Genomic DNA, 24,862 nt, shown 5'->3' on the forward strand with positions numbered 1-24,862 from the left:
TGTCAGTATGGTCGGATTGCTGACGGACCGCGGTGAGCTGGAGGCGGAGCGGCTGACGCCTGCGGGTGAGCGAATCCTTCGGGCCGCGTCGACGCTCTTCTACGAGCGCGGGATCCGGACGGTCGGGGTGGACGCCATCGCGGACGCGGCCGAGGTGACGAAGAAGACGCTGTACGACCGGTTCGGGTCGAAGGACCGGCTGATCGCGGCGTACCTGGAGCAGCGGAACCGGGTCTGGCACGCGTTTCTCGATGACCAACTGGCAGCGCTTCGGCCGCAGACACCGGCCGAGGTGATCCTTGCGTTGTTCGCTGCGCTGACGGACTGGATGGCCGAGTCCCGGCGTGGTTGCGGCTTCATCAACGCGAGCGTCGAATTGGCCGCGCCGGACCATCCGGCGATGCCGGTGATCGTGGCGCAGAAGCAGTGGATGCGGTCCGAGTTCATGGCGCAGGCCGCGTTGGGCGGGTTCTCGGACGTTGAGGAACTGGCGGATCGGCTGCTGTTGCTGCACGAGGGCGCGCTGGTGTGTTTCCGGGTGGCGGCGATGGAGTCGGCGCCTGAGGTCGCGCATCGCGCCGCGGCCGATCTGCTGGCGGGTTGGCCGCGCGGCTAGTTGGGCTAATTGCGTTTGGCGACGGTCAGGCCGACCAGCCTGGACACGACCATGGCGACGTAGCCGAGGCCGGCCAGTTGTTCGATCATCACGACCGAGCGGCCCCAGGACGTGATCGGCACGATGTCGCTCAGGCCTGTGCTGGACAGCGTGGTGAAGCTGAGGAACAGCAGCTCCATCCAGGTGCGGTCTTGTCCCGGATTGACCGCTGCGGTGAAGCTGCCGGGGACCAGCGCCTGGACGAAGACGAACAGGTAGGCGAAACCCCAGGCAACCAGGGTGAACGTCGCGCCCGTCGCCCAGAGCTCGTCCGCACTGACGTCGTGGTCGGAGAGCATGTAGCGGAGCAGGCAATAGGCGGCATAGAAGTAGAAGGCCGCATGCAGTGGGTTGGAGATCAGGACGATCGTGTCCGTGGAGCGGAACGCGTCGATCAGCGACAGCACGACGGCGGGGATGCCGAGGCAGACGCTCACCCAGGTGAGACCGGGAGTCGCGCGTACCGAGAAGACGGCGAGCGTCAGGAAGACGATGCCGAGGATCTCGAACGCGACCCGGCCGGTGCGCGAGCCTTCCATTGCCGGGTAGATCAGCACACCGAGCAACTGGACGACCAGCAGGATGGCGGAGGGGTGGCGCCTGGCGCTGCCGACCAGATTCATTCGGTCGCCTCGGCGGGGTCCGTCGCTGCTGATATTCCGACGGCGGCTGTGGCCTCGGTGGCTTCGCGGGAGGCGATGATCGCTTGCCGGCGAGCGAGCCGGTGACTGCGGCGGATCTCCGCCTCGCGCATCCGGCGGTGGTCGTCGTCGGTCTCCGGTATCACCTGCGGTACCGGGCGGGGCTTGCCGTGCTCGTCGACCGCCACGAACACCAGGTACGCCGTCGCGACGTGTACCTGCGGCCCGACCGCGTCCCAGCGATCGGCGGTGACGCGGACGCCGATCTCCATCGAGCTGCGCCCGGTCCAGTTCACCTGGGCCGACAGGTGGACCACGTCACCGACCCGGACCGGAACCACGAAGACCATCTCGTCCATCGACGCGGTCACCGCGGCACCGCCCGAGTGCCGGGCCGCGACGACACCGGCGACCGAGTCGACCAGCGTCATCACCACGCCCCCGTGCACGGTGCCCAGCAGGTTGGTCTCGTTCTGGGCGGTGATGTGCGACAGCGAGATGCGGGTGGCCGAGGCGGACCGGCTCGTCACCTCTTGGCGCACGACACCCTCGGCCGGGGTGCGGTCTGCGCTGGGGGTGCCGGACATGGGGTGACTCCTCGGTGTTCGGTTCGATCGATGGCTGACGCAGGATAACGCCCGGTTGTCCACAGGCTCCGCAGATGCCGGCCGATGGCGGGGCCTTCGCTCGTACTTTCTCTGACGAAGGAGGTGGACAGCATGATCATTCACGACGACTCCACCGAACGGGCCTCAGGCAACCTTTCCGATCCGGCGCTGCCGCCGTTGTCCCCGGCGGAGGCCGCACACCTCGTGCGCCTCAGCCTCGAAGCCGCCGCTGCCGTCGGCCTGCACGGCGGGTACGACGGCCGTGGAGCACTCATTTTGCAGCTGGAACCGCTCGGAGCCGGCCAACCGGGGACGGCACCGCCGGATGGACAGCTCGAGGCTGGCCTGACCAACCTGGCCCGGATCGTCGCAAACGAACGACCGGACTACTGGCCGCGTCTGGTGGGAGAGCATTTCGACCGCCTGGCCGGCCTCCTGCGCCGGGGTCCCGCGCCCCGGCCGACGGATCCGCGGACCGAGCTCGTCCAGCGCCTGGCGGCGAAGGACTCGCTGGATCCACGCTTGGCCGACGGTGCGCCGGAGTTCGTGCCGGGTCTGCTGTCGCTACCGGCGATGAGTTCCACCGGCGCGATCACGATGTATCTCGCCCCGGAGCTCGATCTTGGCCTGAGCTGGGCCGAGGCGGAGTCGTACGGTCTGCGGAACCTGCGCGCCATGACCGACAGGGTGAGCTACGCGGAGCATGAGGGCACCCACGTCGCGATGATCAGTGGCAGCAGTTTCGCCGCCTCCCGGGCGCTCGTGCTCGACACCGTCCTGCGCGAGTCCCTGCACGTGGAGAACCCGCCGTACGGCGTACTCGCGGCGATGCCGGTCCGCGACCTGCTGCTCGTGCACGTGATCTCCGACCTGTCCGTGCTCCCTGCGCTCGGGATGATGCTCAACCTGGCGGGGCGGTCGCACGCCACCGACCCCGGGCCGCTGAGTCCTTGGGTCTACCTGGTCGCTGCCGACGGCTGGCATCTGGCCACGCGAATCGACGAGGACGCAGGTCCGGGGCTGTCTCCACGCTTCGTCGCACTCTTGAACGAACTCGACCAGGCGTCGTGACGAGATGCGCGCGTCGCGTGGGCTGGACGAGTGGCATGGCACAGTCGCCTTCATGGAAGAGCAGATGGCAGATCAGTCCGGACCCGAACTGCGGGAGCTGTTCGGGCGGGCGGCGGCGCGTGCGGCGGAGTACCGGGAGTCACTGGGTGAGCGGCCGGTCGGTGCGGCCAAGAGCTTCGCCGAAGTCAGGGACGACTTCCGGCGGCCACTCGGGGAGAAGGGCCGCCCACCCGGTGAGGTGATCGACGAGCTCGTCACGCTTGCCGAGGGTGGACTCGTCGCGAGCGCCGGGCCGCGGTACTTCGGGTTCGTCGTCGGCGGAGCACTGCCTGCCGCCAGTGCTGCCGACATCCTGGCGGTCGGCTGGGATCAGAACGGGTGGAACAGCGTGCTCTCGCCTACTGCGGCGGCTGCCGAAGATGCCGCAGGTGAATGGCTCAAGGATCTGCTCGGCATTCCAGCGACGGCATCGGTCGGCTTCGTCACCGGCGCTCAGGCTGCCAACACTGTCGGACTCACGGCAGCCCGGCATCACGTCCTGAAGAACGCGGGCTGGGACGTGGAGAAGGACGGCTTGGCCGGTGCACCGCGCGTCCGCATCCTGGCCGGCGACGAACGGCACGCCACGATCGATCGGTCGCTGCGGCTGCTCGGGTTCGGCTCGAATGCGCTGGAACTTGTTCTCAGCAAGGAGAACGGGCAGATCGATCTCGACGACCTGCGGACCCGGCTGATCGGTCACGAAGGCCCGTTGATCGTCTGTCTCCAAGCAGGCAACGTGAACACCGGCGCCTCGGACTCCCTCGGCGAAGCCTGCGAGCTGGTCCACGAGTACGGCGGATGGGTTCATGTTGACGGCGCCTTCGGCCTCTGGGCGGCGGCAAGCCCGACCCACCGCCACCAAGTGGCCGGCCTCGAGCTAGCCGACTCCTGGGGCTGCGACGGCCACAAGTGGCTCAACCTCCCCTACGACAGCGGATTCGTGTTCTCGGCACATCCCGAATCCCACGCTGCCGCCCTCGGCTACACCGCGTCCTACTTGGTCAGCTCCGGCGCCCCAGAGCCCGGCGACTACGTCCTCGAATCATCCCGCCGAGCCCGGGGCCTCGCTGTCTGGGCCGGCCTCCAAGAGCTGGGCCGGGAAGGCGTAGCCCACCTCGTCGACCACTGCTGTTCCCTGGCCAAGTCCTTCGCAGACCAACTGTCCTCCGCAGGCTACGAAATCGGCAACGAGGTAGTCCTCAACCAGATCCTCGTCTCCTTCGGCACCGACACCGAGACCGACCGAGTCATCACCGCCCTGCAATCCACCGGCACCGCCTGGATGGGCGGCACCACCTGGCACAACAAGCGCTACATGCGAATCTCGATCTCCAACCACCAAACCACCCCCCAAGACCTAACCCAAACCCTGACCACCCTCCAAACAATCACCCACCACCCACCCACCTGACCACTTCCCCACCCGCCAGCTCCCGCCGTCGCCCATCCCTGCACTCCAACAACTCCCGGCACCTGCCCTCCGCTGCCACACGGCATCCACCCACCACAAAACTGGACCCCCGACGCACCAGCCACCCGCCGCCCGCCGCCCGCCGCTCGTCACCATCGCCTGCTGGAGCGCCCCGCACATCCCGCGCGCTGCCCCGGGGCCATCCGGATCAGCCGGTTACTTACCGCACACTCGAGCAGTTCCGCACCTCGCGGCCACGCTGCCCAATCACCTCAGCTCTGCCCACCCGCGCCTCGCGGCCACGCTGGCCCATCACCTCAGCTCTGCCCCACCCGCGGCTAGTGGCGTTGGATTGCCAGGTGCCGTGGGTGTAGAAGTCGGGGAATGAGCCGCCTTGCTTGACGATGTGTGGGCGTCCGCCCGTCAGGTGACCAGGACGGCGAGCCGGCGAACATCGCCGGGTTGGTGAGCCGGCGTCCTCCGGTACCGTCTGCGCGGACTGTGAACACCGCCGTCCCGGCGGGCTGGCCACCGACGTACGGATCGCGCCAGTAGGTCAGTCGTTTTCCGTCCGGTGACCAGGTCGGGCTGTACTCGCGATCGCACTCGGCGCCTAGGTTGCTGGTGATCTGCCGAGCCGCGCCGGTACGCCGATCGCCGATCCACAGACTGCAATCGGCCGGAAGTCCCTCGCTGCTGAACGGGCCCTGGTAGCGGACGAACGCCAAATGCCGTCCATCCGGCGAGTAGGCAGGCTCGTCATCGCAGGGGGGTGGGGACGTGAAGACCGGGCGGCGCCCCCAGCAGAGGAGGCGGCGCCCGGTCGGTCGCGGCAGGCAGGATGGTTGCCTGAAGCAACAACGGTGAGGGTCAGGCCGGGGGCATCAGGACGGTGTCGATCAGGTAGACGGTGGCGTTGGCGGTTTTGACGCCGCCGCAGATGACCTTGGCGTTGTTGACCATCAGGTTGTTGCCTGAACCGGTGACGGTCAGGGAGCCCTTCTCGACGGTGGTCTGCTTGCCGACGACCGCCGCCGGGTCGAGCTGGCCGGCGACTACGTGGTAGGTCAGGATCTTGGTGAGCAGCGCGGTGTTCGTCTTCAGGGTGTTGATCGTGGCCGCGGGGATCTTCGCGAAGGCGGAGTCGACCGGCGCGAAGACGGTGAACTCGCCGCCGTTGAGGGTGGAGACCAGGTCGACCTTCGGGTTGAGCTTGCCCGAGACCGAGGCGACGAGGGTCTTCAGCAGCGGGTTGCCGGAGGCGGCGGTGGCGACCGGTGCGGCGGCCATACCGTCGACCGAACCGGCGCCGCTCGGGTTCGCCTTGGCGTAGTCGGCACAACCAGGGCCGACCAGGCCGGCCGCGTTGTCGACGGACGGCATCGCCGACGGGGTGTCGGCCGAGGTCGAGGCCGACGTCGAGGCGCCGGCCGACGGGCTGCCGCTCGACTTGTCGTCATCGCTGCCACAGGCGACGGTTGCGAAGAGCAACGAAACGGCGGAGGCAGCCAGGGCGACACGCTTGATGGTGTGAGACATGACGATCTCTTTCTGTGGGGGGACACACGCCGCTGGGTCGCGACTGACATCAGTACTTCGGTCCCGTCCACACCCCGGATAGGTGAAAAATCCAAAATGTTTCCGACCCGGAGTTCCCACCCGAATTTCCCTGGCCGGCGTTCCCCTGCCCGGCGTTCCCCTGGCCGCCGTTTACCCACCCGGCATTCCCCTGCTCGGCATTCCCCTGCCCGCGTTCCCTGGCAGCAATTTCCCCTGCCCGGCGTTCCCCCGCCCAGCATTCCCCTACCCAACGTTCCCCCGCCCAGCGTTCCCCTACCCACCGTTCCACTGACCGGCGTTCGCTCGCTTCCCAGCGTTCCCTGACTGGCTTCCCCCACCCGGCGTTCCCTTGCCCGGCGTTCACACGCCCAGCGTTCCCCCTACCCAACGTTCCCCTACCCACCGTTCCACTGACCGGCGTTCGCTTCCCAGCGTTCCCTGACCGGCTTCCCCCACCCGACGTTCCCTTGCCCGGCGTTCACCCGCCTGGCATTCCCCCTACCCAACGTTCCCCCGCCCAACGATCCACTGACCGGCGTTCGCTTGCCAGCGTTCCCTGACCGGCTTCCCCCACCCGGCGTTCCCTTGGCCGGCGTTCACCGCCTGGCATTCCCTCGCGCGGCGTTTCCCCTCCCCAGCGTTCCCCGACCCGGAGGTCCTCTGACCGGCGTTTGCTGGTGGGCGGGGTCGGTGTCTGGTGGGTTAGGTGGTGCTGGGGCCTGCGTAGTCGCCTGGCCAGTCGGCGTAGCGGATTCGGCTGATGTCGCGGATCTCGCCGAGGGTGGACCACTCGTTGCGGCCGAGGCGGGCGAGCGGCTGGAGCTTGGTGATCTCGGGGTGGTTGCCGTCCAGGACGGACTCGTCGATGCTGATCCGGCGGACCCGGCCGATGACGACGGTTGAGTCGCCCAGTTCGACGGTGGTGTGCAGGGTGCACTCGATCGCCACCGGCGACTCGGCCACCCGTGGTACAGCGATCGTTGCACTCGGCTCCTGGTGCAGGCCGACGGCGGCGAACTCGTCGATCTCCGGCGGAAAGTCCGTCGCGGTCGCGTTCACCTGCTCGAACAACGGCTCGGCCGCGAAGTTGACCACGAACTCGCGGGTCGCCTCGACGTTGTTGAGGCTGTCCTTGCGCCCGACCGAGGTGAACTGCACCATCGGCGGCCGGACACAGGAAACGGTGAAGAACGAGTGCGGCGCCAGGTTCAGCACGCCGTCCGCCGACCGGGACGAGACCCAGGCGATCGGCCGCGGCACGACCACTGCGTTCAGCACGGCGTAGAAGTCCCTGCTGCTGATGATCTCCGGATCCAGGTCTCTCCGCACAGCTGCCAGTATTCCCTGATGACTCCGCACCCAGAACTCGAGCCGCTGGCGGCCAGCTTCGGCGTACCGGTCGAAGCCGTCCACGAAGTACCAGGTGGGGTCGCCAATCGCGCCTACGCGCTGGGGGACGACCTCTTCCTCCGGATCCCCCGCAGCGCGGCCTTCGAGCAGGACCTGCTCAAGGAGTCCACCGTCATCCCCGCGGCCATCGCGGCCGGTGTCCGCACCCCCGCGATCATCGAGTTCGACACGACCCGCACGCTCATCGACAAGCCGTACATGGTCCTCGAACGAGTCCACGGCACCGACCTGGTCGACGGCGAGACCCCGCCGCGGGAGTTCTGGCAGGAAGTCGGCGGCCAGCTGGCCCTGCTCCATCAAGCGGAGCGACCGATGGGAGCGCCGGACGATGACGGTGGCGGAGATCCTCGCCCGACCGTGGACTCCCTGGCGGCGCAGGGCTATCTCGACGTCGGGATCGCGGCGTGGCTTCTCGGCGTGTTCGACCACCTCGCCACGCTGATCCCGGAGCAGAAGCCGGTACTTCTGCACGGCGATCTGGCGCAGCAGAACCTGATGACGCACGACGGCCGGTTGCGGGCGATCATCGACTGGGGCGACGCCGCCTGGGGACCGCCCGGGATGGAGTTCGCCAAGCTCACCCTCGAGCAAGTTGCCGCCACCCTTCCGGGCTATCGCGCCGCTGGCGGAGGGACCGACCAGGCGGAGGGGCTCGAGGCTTCGGCGTTGTGGTTCCACCTGAGCTGGGGGATCAGCGGGCTCCCGAAACAACCGCAACCAGGCCGGCGGCACTGGACCGCTCCCCCGGCCAGCCGGCTACTCGGCGTACTGCGGTTCTACGCCTCGTCACCGCCTGACCCGTGGCCGACGTTGATCAAGAAGGCGCAGCACTGACACTCACAAGCCACGCAAAACAAGGGTTCGCGGACTTGTCACGACATGGGGCAGACTGAGGAACTGTGACTGACTACGTAGCCGCTCCGGACCGGTACGACGACCAGATGACCTATCGGCGCAGTGGCCGCAGCGGACTGCAGCTGCCGGCGATCTCGCTGGGCCTGTGGCACAACTTCGGTGGTGACCGGCCGCTCGACACCCAGCGCGACATCCTCCGCCGCGCGTTCGACCTCGGCGTCACCCACTTCGACCTGGCGAACAACTACGGCCCGCCGTACGGCTCGGCCGAGACCAACTTCGGCGGCCACTTCGCCCGCGACTTCAAGCCGTACCGCGACGAGCTGCTGATCTCCACCAAGGCCGGCTACGACATGTGGCCGGGCCCGTACGGCCAGGGCGGCGGCACCCGCAAGTACCTGCTCGCCTCGCTCGACCAGTCGCTGGACCGGATGGGTCTGGACTACGTCGACATCTTCTACTCGCACCGGTTCGACCCCGACACCCCGCTGGAGGAGACGATGGGCGCGCTCGACAGCGCCGTCCGCTCCGGCAAGGCGCTGTACGCCGGCATCTCGTCGTACTCCGCGGAGAAAACCCGCCAGGCGGCCGCGATCCTGGCCGACCTCGGTACTCCGCTGCTCATCCACCAGCCGTCGTACTCGATGCTGAACCGCTGGATCGAGGAGGACCTGCTCGACACCGTCGGCGAGCTGGGCGTCGGCGTGATCGCCTTCTCGCCGCTGGCGCAGGGGCTGCTCACCGACCGCTACCTGGACGGCATCCCCGAGGGCTCCCGGGCCTCGAAGGGCACCTCGCTGGGTACCGACCAGCTCACCGAGGAGACGCTCGGCCACGTCCGCGCGCTGAACGAGATCGCCAAGCAGCGCGGCCAGTCGGTCGCCCAGCTGGCGCTCGCCTGGACTCTGCGCGACGACCGGGTCACCAGCGCCCTGATCGGCGCCTCCAGCGTCGCCCAGCTGGAGGACAACCTGGCCGCGGTCGGCAACCTCAAGTTCACCCAGGAAGAGCTCGACGCGATCGACGCCGACGCCGTCGAGGCCGGCATCAACCTGTGGAAGAAGAGCTCCGAGGCCTGACGGCTTGGTTACGGACGGTGTCGGGCCGGTTGCGCCGGCACCGTCTTGGGCACACAGTGGGTGTACCCCCCAGGAGGTGGTTGACGATGACCGCTTCGACCCTCGAACTGGCCCTCACCTACGAACACGAGAAGATTCGCGAGCTGGCCGCTCCCGCGCAGGAGCCGGCCGCCGCGCGTCCCGACCGCCGGCACGAGACCGACTGGTTCTACGCCATCGCGGCCCAGCACCTGGCCGCCGCCGAGGACGTCCTGCTCCCGCATGTCCGCCGGCTCCCGGACGGCCGCAGCATGGTCAACCGGTACGTCGGGAACGCCCGGCAGCTGGAGAGATCGCTGCGCTTCCTCAAAGCCCGCCAGTACGGCGACAGCCGGGTGCAGCATCTGAGCCCGGATGAGGTCTGGCAGGAGATCGACCGGCTGCTCAACGAGCACGAGTGGCTCGAAGGGCAGTACAGCCGGATGCTCGGCGAGGAGCTCGACAACGACGGCGTGAGCGCGCTGACCGACGAGCTGCTCACCGCCGAGGAGACGGCGCCGACCCGGGCGCACCCGTTCTCCCCACACACCGGTACTGCGGGACGCCTGGCCCACCGCATGTGGCGGCTGGCGGACACCGCCTGGGACAGCGCCGAGGGACGCGTGGTGCCGACGAAGTACCACGCGCACCCGAAGCGTGACTCCGCCCTGTCGCACTACCTGCGCGGCACCCCGATTCCGCCCTCACCTGAATCACCGCCGGTCCCACCTCGCTGAAGAGCGCGCGCCACTCCGCTTTGCTCACCTCCCCAGGCGCGCAGGAAGTAGTCGCAAGCTGTCGCCGCTCTGGGTGAGGCAGTAGGTGGCTGGGCAGGCGATCCGGTCCGGGTTGGCGGGTGGCTTGGCTAGGTAAGCGATCGGGCCCGCCTCCGCCGGATGCCTCCGACGGTGCGGGCCCGATCTGAAACCCTCCCCCACTGCGCCTGGTTGTGAGGGTGGGCCTGGTTCCCACCGCCGCTGCGCCTGGTGTGCGGCGGTGAGTCCCTGCGCCCTCCCCCGCTGCGCCTGGAGTGCGGGGGAGGACGGTCTGTGGAGTTGTGTTACTTCAGGGCGTCGATCGCTTTCTTCGCGCCCGGGTGCAGCTCGACCGGCGCCGTGTCCGCCGCCTGCTCGAGGGTGATGCCCTTGGCCGCCGCGTTCACCTGAACCAGCGCGTCCTTGTTCTCGAAGATCGCCCGGGTCAGCTTCTCGGCCAGCTCGTCCGACATGTTCTTGCGGACCAGCAGCACGTTCGGAACGATGATCGTCGCGACATCGCCCGGCTGCTTGTAGGTCGCGGCCGGAATGTTGCCCTGGGCATAGATCGTGCCGTACGACTTGGTCAGCGCGGGCAGCAGATCGGTGATCGGGATCAGCTTGACGTCCTTGCCCAGGCTGGTCGTCAGGTCGGTGATGCCACCGGTCGGCAGCCCGCCGGACCAGACCAGCGCGTCGATCGAGCCGGCCTTCATCCCGTCGACCGACTCCGGCAGGCCGAGCCGTTGCGCCTTGACGTCGTGCGCCGGGTCCAGCCCCGCCGCCTCGAGCAGCCGGCGGGCGATCACCTCGGTGCCGGAGTTCGGCGAGCCGGTCGAGACGCGCTTGCCCTTCAGGTCCGCGACCTTGTTGATCCCGGACGAGGCCCGCACGGCGACCTGGGTGTAGTTCGGGTAGAGCCGGGTCAGCGCGACGACGTCTTGTGGGGTCTTGAAGCTGTGCTCGCCCTTGACCGCGTCCGCGGCGGTGTCGCCGAGCGAGAACGCGATGTCGTAGTTGCCGGCCACCAGGCCCTGGACGTTCTGCACCGAGGCGCCGGTCTCGCTGGCGGTCGCCCGGTAGCCCTCGACCTTCTCCGAGTAGATCTTCGCCAGCGCGCCACCGAGCTGGTAGTACACACCGGTCGTGTTGCCGGTGGCGATGGTCAGCCGGCCACCATCGGTACCGGCCTTGCCTGCTTCGGGTTCTCGTTGCCCGCCACAGGCGACAAGCGAAACGGCGGCGGCTAGCGCGACCACGGCGGCGGGGAGGCGTCGACGGGTTCTCATGGGGCGGCTGGTCCTTCCGTTGGGCCAGTTCCTGACCGGGGCGGTGGGGCGGGGAAAGAATTGGCCCAGCGGCGTCGCCGGACCAGGTTGACAAGTACGGCGACAACTAACAAACCGATTCCGGCGGTAATAGTTACGGGCGCTAGGTAAAGGAGTAGTAACGCTGCTGGGACGCAGACCGAACGCTCCACCCAGCTGGTGGCCACGAAGATCCAGCCGCCGGTGACGACGGCCAGTGCGGCGACGGCGAGCATGGAGACCGCGAGGGTCCACACCATGCCGATCAAGCTGCCCTGTCCCAGCAGGCGGGCACCGTTGTCGGTCAGCACGAACGCGAACGGCACCAGGAACGCGGGCAGCGTGTACTTCCACGCCTGCCACATCGTCGGCATCACCTTGCCGCCGGTGATGGCGGAGGTCGCGACCGCGGCCAGCGCCGTCGGCGGCGACACCTCGGACAGTACGGCGTAGTAGAAGATGAACATGTACGCCTCGGGCTGGGTGACGCCCAACTGCACCAGGGCCGGCGCGATGATCACGGCCGCGATGATGAACGACGCGGTCACCGGGACGGCGAGCCCGAGGATCAGTACTGCGAACGCCGACAGCACCACCGTCAGGATCAGGATCACGGTCTTGTTGTCGGTCAGCCCTTGCGCCGCGTCCACGATGATCGAGGCGAGGTTGAGCCCGAGCCCGGTCTGCGTCGTCACCGCGACGATCACACCGGCCGTCGCACAGGTCGCCACCACCGGCAGTACCGAACGGGTGCCCTGGGCAAGCGCTTTGAACAGCGGCACACCGGTCAGCCGGTGCTCGCGATCCAGGAACGACAGCGCGAACTGGATGATCACCGCGTAGACGACGGCCTTGAACGGCGGCACGTCCACCGCCATGAACGCGATGATCACGAACAGCGACAGGAAGTGGTAGCTGAATCGCTTGAGCAGCTTCCACGCCGACTGGGTGGACGCCTCGCCCTCGGTCGTCCCGTGCCGGCGCGCGTCCATCTCGATCGCGAGCAGGATGCCCAGGTAGTACAGGATCGTCGGGATCACCGCGTAGCCGAGCACGGTCAGGTACGAGACCTGCAGGAACTCGGCGATGATGAACGCCGCGGCACCCAGCGTTGGTGGCGACAGGATCGCGCCGATGCCGGCCGCGGCGAGCATCCCGCCGGCGGGCTCGGGCGGGTAGCCGGCGCGGCGCAGGATCGGCCACGACACGGTGCCCAGCGAGACGGCGGTCGCAGTACCGGAGCCGGAGACGCTGCCGAGCAGGAAGCCGGCCAGGGTGACCGTCCGGCCGGGTGCCGTGCGGCTGCGCTTGAACGCGGCGAAGGACAGGTCGATGAAGAACTTGCCCGCGCCGGAGTAGTCCAGCACGGCGCCGTAGATGGTGAAGAGCACGATGTAGCTGGCTGCGACGCCCAGTGGTGTTCCGTAGAAGCCGGCTGTGCCCATGGTGAACTGCGCGATGATCGCGGAGAAGTTGAAGCCTTGGTGGGCCAGCGACCAGGTATAGGGCAGATAGCCGCCGTAGTACGCGTAGGCGATGAACAGCAGGCTGACGAGCGGCAGGACCCAGCCGGTCGTACGCCGGCAGGCCTCGAGCAGCAGGACGAGTAGCACCGCCCCCGTCAGCACGTCGAGCGTCGTCGGCGTCTGGCGGCGTTCGAGGAAGCCGTCGAAGTCGAGCAGCGGATAGAGGCAGACGACCAGCGCGACAACCGCCAGCACCCAGTCCGTGATGCCCGGGTTGTCGGTCGCTCGCGCCTTGAACGGGTTCAGCAACGGCGGTACGTGCCAGCCCCGATAGCACAACAAAGTGATCGGCAGGACGGCTGCGAGAAAGATCACTAGATAGAACTGCGTTCCGGCCGGCAACGGGAAGAAAACCTGGACCAGGACGCCGACGCTGATCACCGCGCACCAGACCGAGATCACCCGGTCGAGGGCAGGACGCAGCCGCCGGGCAGGCTTTTCCTGCTCGTACTCGGCGAGTTCGGACTCCGAGAGCGTGGCGCTGCCACCCCCCGATGTTGCACTCACAGTCATCGACCGGTTCCCTCCTGTGGTCGAAGGCTAGTGTCGCCGACCACGGCGCGGAGTCACGTGATTACGTCTTTACCAAGATCTGACACATAACCCCGCTACCTGCCCTACGATCACGGCATGAGCGGCGCTGTCAGAATTTTGTTGGTCGAGGACGATCTAGATATTGCGAACGCTCTGATACCTGCGCTGCGCCGGTACGGGTTGATGGTGACGCACGTCCGCACGGCCGCGGACGCGCTCGCAGCCGACCCCGGCGACCTCGTTCTGCTGGACCTGGGGCTGCCCGACGGCGACGGCATCAACGTGTGCCGGCAGATCCGCACGGTGTCGGACGTACCGGTGATCGCGGTGACCGCCCGAGGTGAGGCGGCCGACCGGGTCCGCGGGTTGCGCAGCGGCGCCGACGACTATGTGGTCAAGCCGTTCGCGATCTCCGAGCTGCTGGCCCGGATCGATGCTGTACTACGCCGTACCGGTCTACTGCAGCCCCGCCCCCGGGTGACTGTCGGAGACCTGACCGTAGACATCGAGGCACGCACGGTCCAGGTCGCCGACAAGCCCATCAGCCTGACCCGCAAGGAGTTCGACGTGCTAGCTGTGCTGGCCGCCCACCACGGCCGGGTGGTGCCGCGCGAGCAAGTGGCGCTGTATGCCTGGCAGTCGGTGTTCGAGGCCTCCTCGCGGACCATGGACGTGCACGTGGCCAGCCTGCGGGCCAAGCTCGGCCGGCCCGAGCTGGTGCAGACCATTCGCGGCGTCGGCTACCGCCTGGGCTCGGACTGACCGTTGCGCCGTCGCCTGCTGCAGTCCCTCGTCCCGATGGTGATCGTGCTCGCCATCGTCGCTGCCGTCCCGCTGGCCAACTTCATCGCGACCGGTGCGTCGCGCACCCTGTTCCTGTCCCGCAGCAACGACGCGGACTGGTTCGCCACCATGGCCGAGGGACCGCTGCAGTCCGGCGACATCGCCAGCCTGCGTGAGCTCGCCGTCCGCTACCACCAGCTCTACAACACGCCGGTCTTCGTCGTCGACGTCGACAGCCGGGTGATCGCCACCTCGCGCTCCGGCGTGAACATCAACGAGCCCGACCTGGCGACCGCGCTGTCCAGCACGCTGGCCGGGCGGCTGCCGGCCGAGCCGCCGGCCATGTGGCCGTGGAAGTCCGGCGAGATGGTCGTGGCCAGACCGGTGGTCAACAACGGCCGGGTGCTCGGCGCCGCCGTACTGCGAGTGCCGACCGAGCGTGCCCGCGATCAGGTCCAGAACGGGCTGCTGCTGCTCCTCGGCGGCCTGCTGATCAGCATCGGCGCCGTCGTCATCGGTATCGTCCGCCCGGTCACCCGCTGGGTGCTGCGGCCACTGAACGACCTCGACAACGCGACCCACCAGGTCACCCGCGGCGCGCTCGACACCCGGGTCTCCACGGACGGCCGCGCGCCCGAGCTGCGACGGCTCGGCGACAGCTTCAACTCGATGGCGCTCAGCCTGCACCAGGCCCGCCAGCGTGAGCGTGAGTTCGTGGCGGACGCGTCGCATCAGCTCCGTACGCCGCTGACGTCGGCCCGGATCCACATCGAAGGACTGTCCCGGTTGTCGCCGACCGCGAGGTTCGCGCTCAGCGACATCGACCGGCTCGGCCGGATCGTGCAACGGCTGTCCCGGCTGGCCGGCTCGGACCGGCCAGGCGATGCCGAGGGCAACGAAGAGCCGCTGGACCTGGCCCAGGCGATCAAGGAACGGCTGGTCGGCTGGAAGGCCGTCTACGCCGCCGACGACCTCGAACTCATCATCGGCGAGATGGTCCCCGGCGGGGTCGCGCCCGAGCTCGAGGTGGACGACATCCTCGACGTGCTGCTCGACAACGCCTCGAAGTACGGCGCACCCCCGGTCGAGGTCTCGGTACTGCGCGACGGTACCGAGGTGGTCCTCTCGGTCCGCGACCACGGCCTCGGCCTCGGCTCCCGCGACCTGAAGAAGGTCGGCGAACGGTTCTGGCGCAGCGCCCACCACCGCGAGATGCCTGGTACGGGCCTGGGGCTGGCCATCGTCCGCTCCGAGGCAGCCAGGGTGGGCGGCCGGGTGGTGGCCCGCCCGCCGATCGGCGGCGGCCTGGTCATCGAGGTCCGGGTCCCCCTGATCGACGACTACGACATGTGAGTACTGCGCCCGGCGTGGTACTCAGACGTGGTTGGTGCGGTACCAGCGCTCGGCGGCCGGATGGAGCGGGATCGGCATGGTGGCGATCGCGGAGCGGGCGTCCAGCGAGCCGGCTTCCTTGTGGAAGGCCAACAGGTCGGCCTGACGGCGGAACAGAGTGTTGAGGGTCCACCAGGCCCAGGAGTCGGACAGGCCGCGGCGGGCCAGCAGGTAGTTCGGGATGGCCAGGGTCGGGACCGCGCTGGCCAGCTTGTAGACCGACGGCGGGATCGAGGACAGCACGTAACCGCCGAACCGGCGCAGCGCGATCGTCTGGGCGACGGCGCCGATGTCGACCAGCCGGAAGCCGATGGTGTCCTGGAGTTTCTGGATCGGGGTGGTCGGCAGGCCGCCGCTCCAGATCAGCGCGTCGATACCGCCCTTGGCCTTGGGGTTCTCGGCCTTGGCGGCCAGCGCCTTCACCGCGCTCTCCAGGTCGAGGTTCACCTTCGTCACGTTGCGCACCCTGGCGGTGTCCAGGATCCGGTCGGCGACGACCTTGGTCCCCGACAGCAGCGGGCCGACGCTGACGGTCATCCCGGACAGGTCGCCGATCGTGTCGACCGGCGAAGCCGTCGGCACCACGACGTGGACGTAGTTGTCGTAGGTCCGGGCCAGCGCGCTGAACCGCAACTTGCCGGTCTTGAAGACCTCGACGCCCTCGTAGGCGTCCAGGGCCGAGTCCGACAGGCTGAAGGCGAGGTCGGCGGTGCCGTTGTCCAGCATCCGCAGGTTCTGCACCGAGCCCTGGGTGGTGATCGTCTCCATCGTGACGCCGGTCACTTCGGTGACCAGCTTCGCCAGGCCGGCGCCGTACACGGCGTACACGCCACCGACGTTGCCGGTGGCCAGCTTCGCCGGACCGCCGGGGGCCGGCTCCTTCGACCGCCCGCGGGAGCACCCGGGCACCACCAGAGCGGCCGCTGCGGCGGCTCCGAATCCGAGCACGTTGCGGCGATTCAGGAGATGGGCGCGATCCATGAAGGACAACCTATTGGGGAAGTGGTCTGCAGGCTACTTACCGTGCTCGAACGAACAGCGTCTGGACGGGCCCCCTCCGAGTGTGACAGCGTTGTCATCGCACCGGCCGCGAGGGCCGCGCCAGACCGTCATCGGAGGATGATTTCGTGCACGACGACCGTCAACTCATCGAGGAGCGGCTCCAGCGCGCCCTGCGGGAGCGGATCCGCCCCGCGATCTACGGCGCGGCCGTCCCGCTGGACATCAAGGTGTGGCACGCGCCTGGTGAGCCGGTGTCCCCCGCCGAGGCGCTCGCGGCCAGTTACGAGCCGGCCGAGATCGGCCAGCCCTGGGGCGCCCCCTGGGGGACCGCGTGGTTCCACTTCAGCGGCCAGGTTCCGGCCGAGTGGGCCGGGCAGGAGATCGAGGCCGTCATCGACCTCGGCTTCAGCGGCGGTCCGGGCTTCTCCGCGGAGGGCCTTGTACACACCACCAAGGGTGTCCCGCTGAAGGGCCTGCACCCGCGCCAGACCTACGCGCCGCTGTCCATCCTCGGACCGGACGGCGCGGCGGCGTCGCCCGGCGACCAGATCGAGTTCTACGTCGAGGCCGCTGCCAACCCCGAGGTACTGGGGCCGAACGGCTTCGCCCCGACCGATCTCGGTGGGAAGCCGGAGGCCGGCGGCAAGCCGATCTACCAGCTGACCCGCGCCGACCTGGCCGTCTTCAACGCCGAGGTCTGGGACCTGATCCTCGACCTCGAGGCGCTGAACGGCCTGCAGAACGAGCTCCCCCAGCAGGAGCCGCGCAGCCGCGAGATCCTGCGCGCGCTGAGCCGCGCCCTCGACGTACTCGACTACGAGGACGTCGCCGGTACCGCGACAGCCGCGCGCGCCGAGCTCACCGAAGTACTGAGTCGCCCCGCGCACGCCAGCGCGCATCAGCTCTCCGCTGTCGGCCACGCGCACATCGACTCGGCCTGGCTCTGGCCACTGCGCGAGACCCGCCGCAAGGTGGCCCGTACGGTCTCCAACGTCGCCACCCTCGCCGAGGAGTACCCGGAGCTCGTCTTCGCGTTCTCGCAGGCGCAGCAGCACGCCTGGGTGAAGGACAACTACCCCGAGGTCTGGGAGCGGCTGAAGAAGGCCGTCGCCGACGGCACCATCGTCCCGGTGGGCGGCATGTGGGTCGAGTCCGACACCAACCTGCCCGGCGGCGAGGCGCTGGCCCGGCAGTTCGTGTACGGCAAGCGGTTCTTCCTGGACGAGTACGGGATCGACACCCAGGAGGTCTGGCTGCCGGACTCGTTCGGCTACACCGCGGCGCTGCCGCAGCTGGTGAAGCTGTCCGGCTCGAAGTGGTTCCTGACCCAGAAGATCTCCTGGAACCAGAAGAACAAGTTCCCGCACCACACCTTCAACTGGGAGGGTCTCGACGGGACCCAGGTGTTCACCCACTTCCCGCCGATCGACACCTACAACTCCGACCTGTCCGGCCGGGAGCTGGCGCACGCGCAGCGCAACTTCGCCGAGAACGGCGCCGCCACCCGCTCGCTGGTCCCGTTCGGCTACGGCGACGGCGGTGGCGGCCCCACCCGCGAGTTCGTCGCGACGGCCCGCCGGGTGGCCAACCTGGAGTCCTCGCCGCGGGTGACGATCGAGTCGCCGACCGAGTTCTTCAGCGCGGCCCAGGAGGAGTATCCGAACGCACCCGTGTGGTCCGGTGAGCTCTACCTGGAGATCCACCGCGCGACGTACACCTCGCAGGCCAAGACCAAGCAGGGCAACCGCCGCAGCGAGCACCTGCTGCGGGAGGCCGAGCTGTGGTCGGCGGCGGCCGTGGTGGCCGGCAAGCTCGACAGCTACCCGTACGACGAGCTGGACCGGATCTGGAAGGCCGTACTGCTCAACCAGTTCCACGACATCCTGCCGGGCAGCTCGATCGCCTGGGTGCACCGCGAGGCCGAGGCGACCTACGCCAAGCTGGCCGAGGAGCTCGAGGCGATCATCGCGACGGCCCAGCAGGCCCTCGCCGGGTCCGGCGACGCGCAGATCGTGTTCAACGCCGCACCGCACAGCCGTGGTGGCGTGGCCGGTCTCGGCGCGGGCATCGCGGTCGGCGAAGGCGCGGCGGCGACGATCGAGGGCGGCGTCCTCGACAACGGCGTCATCCGGGTGACGATCGACGAGCGCGGCCTGATCACCAGCCTGTACGACCTCGAGGCCGGTCGTGAGGTGATCGCCGCGGGCAGCACCGCGAACCTCCTGCAGCTGCACGTGGACACCCCGAACCAGTGGGACGCCTGGGACGTCGACTCGTTCTACAAGAACAACGTCCGTGACATCACCGAGGTCGACAGCGTCGAGTTCTCCGATGCCGACGGCGTCGCCACGGTCGTCGTGACGCGGTCCTTCAACCGGTCCACCGTCACCCAGACGCTGCGGCTGCGGCCGGGCGCCAAGCGGGTCGACATCGAGACCGCGATGGACTGGCACGAGTCGGAGAAGTTCCTCAAGGCGGCCTTCCCGGTCGACGTGCACGCGGACCGCTCCGCTTCGGAGACCCAGTTCGGGCACATCTTCCGGCCGACCCACCAGAACACCTCGTGGGACGCGGCCAAGTTCGAGATCGCGGCGCACCGCTGGGTGCACGTCGGCGAACCCGGCTACGGCGTTGCCGTGGTCAACGACTCGACGTACGGGCACGACATCAACCGGACCGCTCGGGAGGACGGTGGTACCACGACCACCATCCGTACTTCGCTGATCCGGGCGCCGCGGTTCCCCGACCCGCAGACCGACCAGGGCCTGCACGTGGTCAACCACGCGCTGGTCGTCGGCGCCGGCATCCCGGACGCGATCGAGGAGGGGTACCGGATCAACCTGCCCGAACGCGTCGTCACCGGCGCCGAGGGAGTCGCACCGATCGTTGCCCTGGACAACGACAACGTGATCGTCGAGGCGGTCAAGCTGGCCGACGACCGGTCCGGCGACGTCATCGTCCGGCTCTACGAGTCGAGCGGCGGCCGCTCCCGGGCCACCCTGACCACCGGCTTCGCAGCCGCGTCGGTCACCGAGGTCGACCTGCTCGAACGCCACCTGGCCGACCGCGATCTCACGGACGGCACAGTGGCCTTCGAACTCCGCCCCTTCCAGATCCTCACCCTGCGCTTCAAGCGCAGCTGATGGACGGCGGGGAGGGGTCCACCCCTCCCCGCCTCCTACTGGAAGTCAGCGCGCCGCCTGAGCGGCGACCAGGGCGCCGCCTAGCCCAGTAGCTGCGCGTGGGCCTGATCCAGCAGCTCCACGCACTCGGGTGGTAGGTCGCCGCGTAGTTGTCGCAGGTCGAAGCGGGCCACCGCCAGCGTGCCTCGCTGGCACTTGGGATGCTCCCGCCGTACCTCGTCGGCACCACGAACGACCAGTGATCGAGCCTCTTCCGCCCGGCCCCGGCCAGCGGCGATCAACGACAGATCGAAGAGCAGCGCGGCCGGCTTGGCCGCGATGTTCACCGCCCGCAGCGCCGGTGCCCAGGCCTCCTCGTGCCGGCCGAGCCGGAACAGGCACCACCCGTGCAGAGCGGCACCGTGGATCTCCGGCATCCGCCTCTTCTCCAGCAGCTCCAGGCAGTGCTGGTACTGGGCTCTCGACTCGTCCCTCAGCCCGAGCGAGTACAGCGTGCTCGCCAGCCCGGAGACCGTCCACGGCTCGATGGCGTCCAGTTCGTGGCTGCGCTGGTACGCATCGCGCGCACGTTCGGCCGCGCCGTCCTGGGTCGAGTGATGCAAGGCCCATCCCAGCGCGGAGTAGGCGCCGGCCAACTGGTTCCAGCACTCCGTCGCTGTGGCCGCCGACTCGGCAGCCGCGTCGTAGTCACCACACGCGGCTTGGACCCGGCTGAGCGCGGCCCAGCCGCCGGGCTCGATCCGGCGGCTCTCGATCGCTGCCCTCGCGGACACCTCCGCTCTGTCGGGGTCGATCTCGAGCTCGGCGGCCGACAGATCCAGCAACGGCATGATGCGATCCGGCTGCAGGTCCCTAGCCCGGCTGAGATAGCCGATGCCCTCCTGGTACCTCCTGCTGCCCACCAGCGCCCAGCCCAGAGCCGTCAGCCAGATCGGGTCCTCGAGCTTGCCCCAGAGGCCGTCCTCCAGGATCGGTACCGCCTCCTCCGGCCGTCCGCAGCGGTTCAGCAACGTGGCGTAGCTCAGCTGGAGAACCGGGTCGGGTTCGCCTGCCAGGCGTTCTTCGAGCTCCGCGAGGGCCTGGTCTCCCTCGCCGACCGTCAGCCGCAGGTACTCGAGCTGGTCCTGGGTGAACGGCTCCGAAGGGTTCAGCGCAGCAGCCTTCTCGAGGTCTTCGCGAGCCTGCGGGATCTGGCCGCGGGACAGGTACAGGGCCCCTCGAAGCATCAGCGGCAGCTCCTGGTCCGGGTCGTTGGCCAGCAGTCCGTCGAAGAGTTCGAGCGCCTCGTCGTACCGGCCCTGCAGACGCAGTACGTCGCCCCGCCGCGCCATCAGTTCGTCGGAATCGGGCCAGAGCACCTGTAGCCGGTCCAGGTCCTCCACTGCCTCCGTCCAGCGGTCCGAGTTCCAGCGCAGCGTGAACCGGGCGCTCCACGCGTCCGCGTCATCCGGGTCGTCCGTCACGGCCTGGCCGAGCAACTCGAAGGCGGCGGCCAGCTCGTGCTGCTCAGCGAGCAAGTTGGCCAACTGAGTACGCAGCCCTGGATAGCTGGGGCGAACCTGCAGAGCTTGCTCCAAACAGCCCCGCGCACGCTGCGGCTCGCCCGCTTCGAGATAGAGCTCGGCGCGGCGGACCAGGTAGCCGACCTCGGTCGGGTCGACCTTGTAGGCCGCCTTGAGCTGCTCGTGCGCCTTCCGCGGCCGGCCCTGCCGGGCAGACACCTCGGCGAGTTCACTGTGCAGGAAGGGCTCGTCGGGCGCGGCCTTCACCGCCGCGTCGAGCAGTGCCTGCGCCTGGTCCAGTTCCGCCGTGTCGCCGGACACCTCGAACCGGCCCCGGAGCGATTGCGCCAGGCTGCCCAGCGCCCACGGCCACTCAGGGATCTCCCTCAGCGCCTGCTCGAACAGGTCGATCGCCTCATCCAGCTGCCCGGCCCGGCGAAGCAACTCGCCTTTCAGGCCGATCAGGGTCACCCAGCCCGGTACCAGGTCCAGTCCGTGCTCGATCAGCGCCGCCGCCTCGGTGTCGGAGTCGGCGGAGAACTGGTCGAGCAGTACCGACGCGAGCCCGACCAGGCTGTCCAGGTCATCCGGCGAGCGTTCGACCGCGTTGCGGAACATCTGTTCGGCCTCGGCATCACGTCTGACCCCACGCAACGCCTGCCCGTAGGCGACCAGCGCCCAGGTCTCTTCGTAGCCCTCGGCAACGATCGCCTCGTCCAGCAGCGGCAGCGCTTCCTCGAACCGGCCCGCGGAGGCCAGGTACTGCCCGAGAAAGGCCCTGATTCCCGGGTGGGGCGTCATTCCCAGGCTCGCGCGAAGGTCCTGCTCGCCCTCCTCGACCCGGCCCAGGGTGACCAGAGCCACCCCGCGCTCGCCCTGTGCGTCGGCTCTGGTCGGGTCCAGCGTGAGCAGGTGATCGAGCGCCCTCAGTACCAGCTCGGGCTGCGCCAGGTAGTTCAGCACCTCGGCCATCGCCCAGAGCAGGTCGATGTCGTCCGGCGGCTCGTACATCGCGGCACCGAGCTCGGTCGAGGCCAGGCTGTGGTTCCCCCGGCGATACGCGACGATGCCCCGGTACCCGGCGGCCGTCGCAGCGTCCTTCAGGGCCAGTTGTTCGACCGCCAGATCGACCCCCTCCAGCCGGTCCGCGGACAGCAGGTGGAACGCCGATGCCGCCAGCAACTCCCGGTCGTCAGGGCGCAGCTCGAGTGCCGCCAGTGCTGCCTCCGCGGCCTCGTCCACTGCTCCGGCCGCGGTCAGCGCATCCGCGAGATGGGTCCGGACGGCGGCTGAAGGCTCCAGCCCGTCCGACTGCCGGAAGGCTGCCACCGCCTGGTCGTACTCGCCGCTGAACATGTGTGCCTTGCCGACCAGGTCCAGGTTCTCCGGCCTCGGTTCGAACTCGGCTACTCGCTCGGCGATCTCCCCGAGCAGATCGAACTGGCTGTCGGCCAGGACCGCCTGGCCGGCTTGCAGCCAGGCCGCCTCGCGCTGGGCCGGCGGGGCAGCGGTCTCCTCGAGCAACTGGGCCAGCAGCAGGCAGGTCCGCCAGTCCGTCGGCGCGATCTCCACAGCCTTGGTCAGGACCTCGATCGCTTCGGCCGTCCGATCGGTCGAGGCCAGTGCCTCGCCGCAGATCCAGCGGACCAGCGCCGTGGCCTCGCGCGGGGCGGCCAGTACCCAGTCCAGTACCGCGGTGGCCTCGTCGAAGCGGCCGAGCAGACCGAGCGCGAGACCCCAGTCGCCGGCGAGATCGCGACGTTTCGCCGTCCAGTCCGGCGCCTGTTCGAAGGCCATCACGGCCAGCTGCACGTAGTCCTCGCCCGTCGGCTCGTCCTGCGCGGCAAGGGCCAGACCGAGCACCGCGGCCGCAGATCCCTGCAGCGCGAACTCCTCCTGGCCGCCGGTCATGACGAGTTCGTCCAGGACCTTGCGGGCGGTCTCCTCGGCTTCCTCGACGAGGTCGTCCTCCAGCTTGCTCCGAGCCTGGGCGACCAGCGACCAGGCCTGCAGGTTGTCGCTGTTGGGGCCGGAGCCGTCGCTGAGGCCCGGCTTCGGCGAGACGCCGGACCACTCGGACGCAGCGGAGGTAGCCGCGGCCGACGAGCCCGGCGGCGTACGCGGAATCCGCGGCGGCTTGTCGACACTCATCGGACGCCCTTTCCCTTGCGGGCGTCCCAGAGCGTCCGCACCCGTCTTCCCATGGCCTCGGAGACGGCCGGCGTCTCCAGTCGCTGGGCCCACGCCAGGTTGAGCACCGCCAGAACGTCGCCCGGTGTGCCGCGCATCTGGCCCAACTGGTCGAGCTCCTTGCCCCACTGCGCCAGGCCCTCGGCCCAGCGCTGGTGGCCGAACCGCTCGATGGCGCCTCGCCGGTCGAGCACCGCCAGAACCGCATCCAGGTACCGATCCAGCCAGTCGCTCTCGTCCGGAGGTGCGACAGCGTCGGCCGCGGCCGCGGCGGCACCGGGCGCGGCCAGCGTGATCACCGCGTCGTTCCACATCGTCGCCAGCCTGCGGACGGTCTTGCGGAACTCGCTGTCGGGGTCGCTGCCCGCCCGTAGGGTCTCCAGCAGCAGCCTGGCCCGGTCGACATCCCTGGCCTCGTCCTCGCCCGGCTGCTCGTCATGATGGGGATGCAAGCGCAGCAACAGAACCGCGCACCCGTACGCCGGTCCGACCGTGTACGCCGCGAAGATGTCGGCGAACAACTCCGTGAGCCGCTCCCGGCTCGCCTCCGTGGTCCACTCGTCCAGCAGCCCCTGGATGTCACCCTCGCGGGGATCCCGCGCGAGAGCCAGGCCGACCTCGTGCGCGACCAGCGGTACACCCCAGACCGACCACTCGGGGAAGCCCAGCTTGACCACGCTGTCCAACGCGTTCGACAGTGCCGCCTGGCGGGCGGGGATGGGCAGGTAGTGCCCGGTGACCGACTTGAATCCGCTCAGCAACGCGTCCGTCATCGCGCAGACCCGGTCGTCGAGCTCGGTGTCCCGCATCGTCAGACCACCGAGGAAGTCGACGTACTCGCCGAACAACGGCCGGCCCTCGGTGATCAGCAGGTCCTCGTACTCACGCCACAGCTCCCGGAGGCTGGCGCCGTCGAGGTTCTCGGCCGAGGCCTTGGCGCGAAGCTCGGCGACCTTGGTGTGCAGTTCGCCGCAAGCCCGGTCCAGGCTGCTCTGACTGGTCACCCGATCACCGAGCACGACGATCGTCGCCTTGAGCTGGCGCAGGCTGATCCGCGCCTCCAGCACCCGCTTGTAGACGTCCTCGAGTCCGTCCGTCACCTCCGACAGTTGCCGGCCCAGCTCCTCGACCGCGACCTCGTCGATGTCGAACCCGATGTCGTCCGGCTCGCGCAGCCGGACCTCGACCTTGCTGACGATGTCCTTCAGCTCGCCGATCCGCGTCGTCACCGACTGCTGGCCGGCCAGCCCGGCCTCGATCTCGTCGATCTTGCTGCCCCGCTGCCTGGCCCGGTCCACGGCGCCGGCCACCTTGGTCACGTCGTCGTCGAGCACATCGAGCCGGATGAGCAGGAGTTGCTGTTGGGGTGAGGGCATCA

At 69.0% G+C, this 24,862-nt stretch carries 18 protein-coding genes; 9 read left to right on the plus strand and 9 right to left on the minus strand.

Annotation, left to right across the window (positions count from 1 at the left end; translation table 11 throughout):
* The first annotated feature begins 7 nt into the window (after positions 1-7).
* On the plus strand, positions 8-616 hold the full coding sequence (locus ACIA12_RS33710; RefSeq protein ID WP_396371311.1) for a TetR/AcrR family transcriptional regulator: 609 nt from the start codon (positions 8-10) through the stop codon (positions 614-616).
* A 5-nt stretch (positions 617-621) separates the two neighbouring features.
* Here ACIA12_RS33710 and ACIA12_RS33715 read toward each other — a convergent pair whose 3' ends face one another.
* Both ACIA12_RS33715 and ACIA12_RS33720 read right to left on the minus strand, forming a co-directional pair.
* Positions 622-1,278, minus strand: coding sequence for a potassium channel family protein (locus ACIA12_RS33715; protein WP_396371312.1), 657 nt, complete (start codon positions 1,276-1,278; stop codon positions 622-624).
* On the minus strand, positions 1,275-1,883 hold the full coding sequence (locus tag ACIA12_RS33720) for an acyl-CoA thioesterase (RefSeq protein ID WP_396371313.1): 609 nt from the start codon (positions 1,881-1,883) through the stop codon (positions 1,275-1,277). Before ACIA12_RS33720 ends, ACIA12_RS33715 begins: the two co-directional genes overlap by 4 nt.
* Before the next feature lie 132 nt (positions 1,884-2,015).
* Here ACIA12_RS33720 and ACIA12_RS33725 point away from each other — a divergent pair, with 132 nt between their 5' ends.
* Both ACIA12_RS33725 and ACIA12_RS33730 read left to right on the plus strand, forming a co-directional pair.
* Complete coding sequence (locus ACIA12_RS33725) at positions 2,016-2,975, plus strand: hypothetical protein (RefSeq protein ID WP_396371314.1); 960 nt, start codon at positions 2,016-2,018, stop codon at positions 2,973-2,975.
* A 4-nt stretch (positions 2,976-2,979) separates the two neighbouring features.
* Entirely contained in the window at positions 2,980-4,428 is a 1,449-nt protein-coding gene (locus tag ACIA12_RS33730) for a pyridoxal phosphate-dependent decarboxylase family protein (protein ID WP_396371315.1), read from the plus strand.
* 870 nt (positions 4,429-5,298) lie between these two features.
* Here ACIA12_RS33730 and ACIA12_RS33735 read toward each other — a convergent pair.
* The gene (locus ACIA12_RS33735; RefSeq protein WP_396371316.1) at positions 5,299-5,967 is read right to left on the minus strand and encodes a fasciclin domain-containing protein; all 669 of its coding nucleotides are present in this window, start codon (positions 5,965-5,967) and stop codon (positions 5,299-5,301) included.
* A gap of 723 nt (positions 5,968-6,690) precedes the next feature.
* Positions 6,691-7,317, minus strand: a complete 627-nt coding sequence (locus ACIA12_RS33740) for a flavin reductase family protein (protein ID WP_396371317.1) — start codon at positions 7,315-7,317, stop codon at positions 6,691-6,693.
* Positions 7,318-7,335: 18 nt separating this feature from the next.
* Between ACIA12_RS33740 and ACIA12_RS33745 the strand changes: the two genes are divergently transcribed.
* The 3 genes from ACIA12_RS33745 (at position 7,336) to ACIA12_RS33755 (ending at position 10,087) form a co-directional block, all read left to right on the plus strand.
* The gene (locus tag ACIA12_RS33745) at positions 7,336-8,232 is read left to right on the plus strand and encodes a phosphotransferase family protein (protein WP_396371318.1); all 897 of its coding nucleotides are present in this window, start codon (positions 7,336-7,338) and stop codon (positions 8,230-8,232) included.
* Between the two features lie 65 nt (positions 8,233-8,297).
* Positions 8,298-9,332, plus strand: coding sequence for an L-glyceraldehyde 3-phosphate reductase (gene mgrA, locus ACIA12_RS33750; RefSeq protein ID WP_396371319.1), 1,035 nt, complete (start codon positions 8,298-8,300; stop codon positions 9,330-9,332).
* Positions 9,333-9,418: 86 nt separating this feature from the next.
* Positions 9,419-10,087 carry a hypothetical protein gene (locus ACIA12_RS33755; RefSeq protein WP_396371321.1) on the plus strand — a complete coding sequence of 223 codons (669 nt, stop codon included), beginning with the start codon at positions 9,419-9,421 and terminating at the stop codon, positions 10,085-10,087.
* Between the two features lie 323 nt (positions 10,088-10,410).
* On the opposite strand, the gene ACIA12_RS33760 is transcribed toward ACIA12_RS33755, so the two are convergent.
* Together ACIA12_RS33760 and ACIA12_RS33765 are read right to left on the minus strand one after the other, a co-directional pair.
* Entirely contained in the window at positions 10,411-11,394 is a 984-nt protein-coding gene (locus ACIA12_RS33760) for a TAXI family TRAP transporter solute-binding subunit (RefSeq protein WP_396371322.1), read from the minus strand.
* A complete protein-coding gene (locus ACIA12_RS33765; protein WP_396371324.1) occupies positions 11,391-13,451 on the minus strand; it encodes a TRAP transporter permease in 2,061 nt (686 codons plus the stop codon). The genes ACIA12_RS33760 and ACIA12_RS33765 overlap by 4 nt, the downstream gene beginning before the upstream one ends.
* A 117-nt stretch (positions 13,452-13,568) precedes the next feature.
* Between ACIA12_RS33765 and ACIA12_RS33770 the strand changes: the two genes are divergently transcribed.
* Together ACIA12_RS33770 and ACIA12_RS33775 are read left to right on the plus strand one after the other, a co-directional pair.
* On the plus strand, positions 13,569-14,234 hold the full coding sequence (locus ACIA12_RS33770; protein WP_012918592.1) for a response regulator transcription factor: 666 nt from the start codon (positions 13,569-13,571) through the stop codon (positions 14,232-14,234).
* Positions 14,235-14,237: 3 nt separating this feature from the next.
* A complete protein-coding gene (locus ACIA12_RS33775; RefSeq protein ID WP_396371325.1) occupies positions 14,238-15,608 on the plus strand; it encodes a sensor histidine kinase in 1,371 nt (456 codons plus the stop codon).
* 21 nt (positions 15,609-15,629) lie between these two features.
* Here ACIA12_RS33775 and ACIA12_RS33780 read toward each other — a convergent pair whose 3' ends face one another.
* The gene (locus ACIA12_RS33780; protein WP_396371326.1) at positions 15,630-16,628 is read right to left on the minus strand and encodes a TAXI family TRAP transporter solute-binding subunit; all 999 of its coding nucleotides are present in this window, start codon (positions 16,626-16,628) and stop codon (positions 15,630-15,632) included.
* Between the two features lie 146 nt (positions 16,629-16,774).
* Here ACIA12_RS33780 and ACIA12_RS33785 point away from each other — a divergent pair, with 146 nt between their 5' ends.
* Positions 16,775-19,792 (plus strand): alpha-mannosidase, encoded by a 3,018-nt coding sequence (locus tag ACIA12_RS33785; protein WP_396371327.1) that lies wholly within the window; start codon positions 16,775-16,777, stop codon positions 19,790-19,792.
* A gap of 80 nt (positions 19,793-19,872) precedes the next feature.
* Here the strand turns inward: ACIA12_RS33785 and ACIA12_RS33790 are convergent, their stop codons facing one another.
* Positions 19,873-23,445 carry a tetratricopeptide repeat protein gene (locus ACIA12_RS33790; protein ID WP_396371328.1) on the minus strand — a complete coding sequence of 1,191 codons (3,573 nt, stop codon included), beginning with the start codon at positions 23,443-23,445 and terminating at the stop codon, positions 19,873-19,875.
* The gene (locus ACIA12_RS33795; RefSeq protein WP_396371329.1) at positions 23,442-24,860 is read right to left on the minus strand and encodes a hypothetical protein; all 1,419 of its coding nucleotides are present in this window, start codon (positions 24,858-24,860) and stop codon (positions 23,442-23,444) included. Before ACIA12_RS33795 ends, ACIA12_RS33790 begins: the two co-directional genes overlap by 4 nt.
* Positions 24,861-24,862: the final 2 nt, after the last annotated feature.

Source organism: Kribbella sp. NPDC051620 (assembly GCF_044453825.1).
Taxonomy (GTDB): domain Bacteria; phylum Actinomycetota; class Actinomycetes; order Propionibacteriales; family Kribbellaceae; genus Kribbella.

Excerpts from the sequence above, each read along its gene's own strand:
- ACIA12_RS33710 (WP_396371311.1), top strand. The coding sequence starts at position 8 with ATGGTCGGATTGCTGACGGACCGCGGTGAGCTGGAGGCGGAGCGGCTG.
- ACIA12_RS33715 (WP_396371312.1), bottom strand. The coding sequence starts at position 1,278 with ATGAATCTGGTCGGCAGCGCCAGGCGCCACCCCTCCGCCATCCTGCTG.
- ACIA12_RS33720 (WP_396371313.1), bottom strand. The coding sequence starts at position 1,883 with ATGTCCGGCACCCCCAGCGCAGACCGCACCCCGGCCGAGGGTGTCGTG.
- ACIA12_RS33725 (WP_396371314.1), top strand. The coding sequence starts at position 2,016 with ATGATCATTCACGACGACTCCACCGAACGGGCCTCAGGCAACCTTTCC.
- ACIA12_RS33730 (WP_396371315.1), top strand. The coding sequence starts at position 2,980 with ATGCGCGCGTCGCGTGGGCTGGACGAGTGGCATGGCACAGTCGCCTTC.
- ACIA12_RS33735 (WP_396371316.1), bottom strand. The coding sequence starts at position 5,967 with ATGTCTCACACCATCAAGCGTGTCGCCCTGGCTGCCTCCGCCGTTTCG.
- ACIA12_RS33745 (WP_396371318.1), top strand. The coding sequence starts at position 7,336 with ATGACTCCGCACCCAGAACTCGAGCCGCTGGCGGCCAGCTTCGGCGTA.
- ACIA12_RS33755 (WP_396371321.1), top strand. The coding sequence starts at position 9,419 with ATGACCGCTTCGACCCTCGAACTGGCCCTCACCTACGAACACGAGAAG.
- ACIA12_RS33760 (WP_396371322.1), bottom strand. The coding sequence starts at position 11,394 with ATGAGAACCCGTCGACGCCTCCCCGCCGCCGTGGTCGCGCTAGCCGCC.
- ACIA12_RS33765 (WP_396371324.1), bottom strand. The coding sequence starts at position 13,451 with ATGACTGTGAGTGCAACATCGGGGGGTGGCAGCGCCACGCTCTCGGAG.
- ACIA12_RS33770 (WP_012918592.1), top strand. The coding sequence starts at position 13,569 with ATGAGCGGCGCTGTCAGAATTTTGTTGGTCGAGGACGATCTAGATATT.
- ACIA12_RS33780 (WP_396371326.1), bottom strand. The coding sequence starts at position 16,628 with ATGGATCGCGCCCATCTCCTGAATCGCCGCAACGTGCTCGGATTCGGA.
- ACIA12_RS33790 (WP_396371328.1), bottom strand. The coding sequence starts at position 23,445 with ATGAGTGTCGACAAGCCGCCGCGGATTCCGCGTACGCCGCCGGGCTCG.
- ACIA12_RS33795 (WP_396371329.1), bottom strand. The coding sequence starts at position 24,860 with ATGCCCTCACCCCAACAGCAACTCCTGCTCATCCGGCTCGATGTGCTC.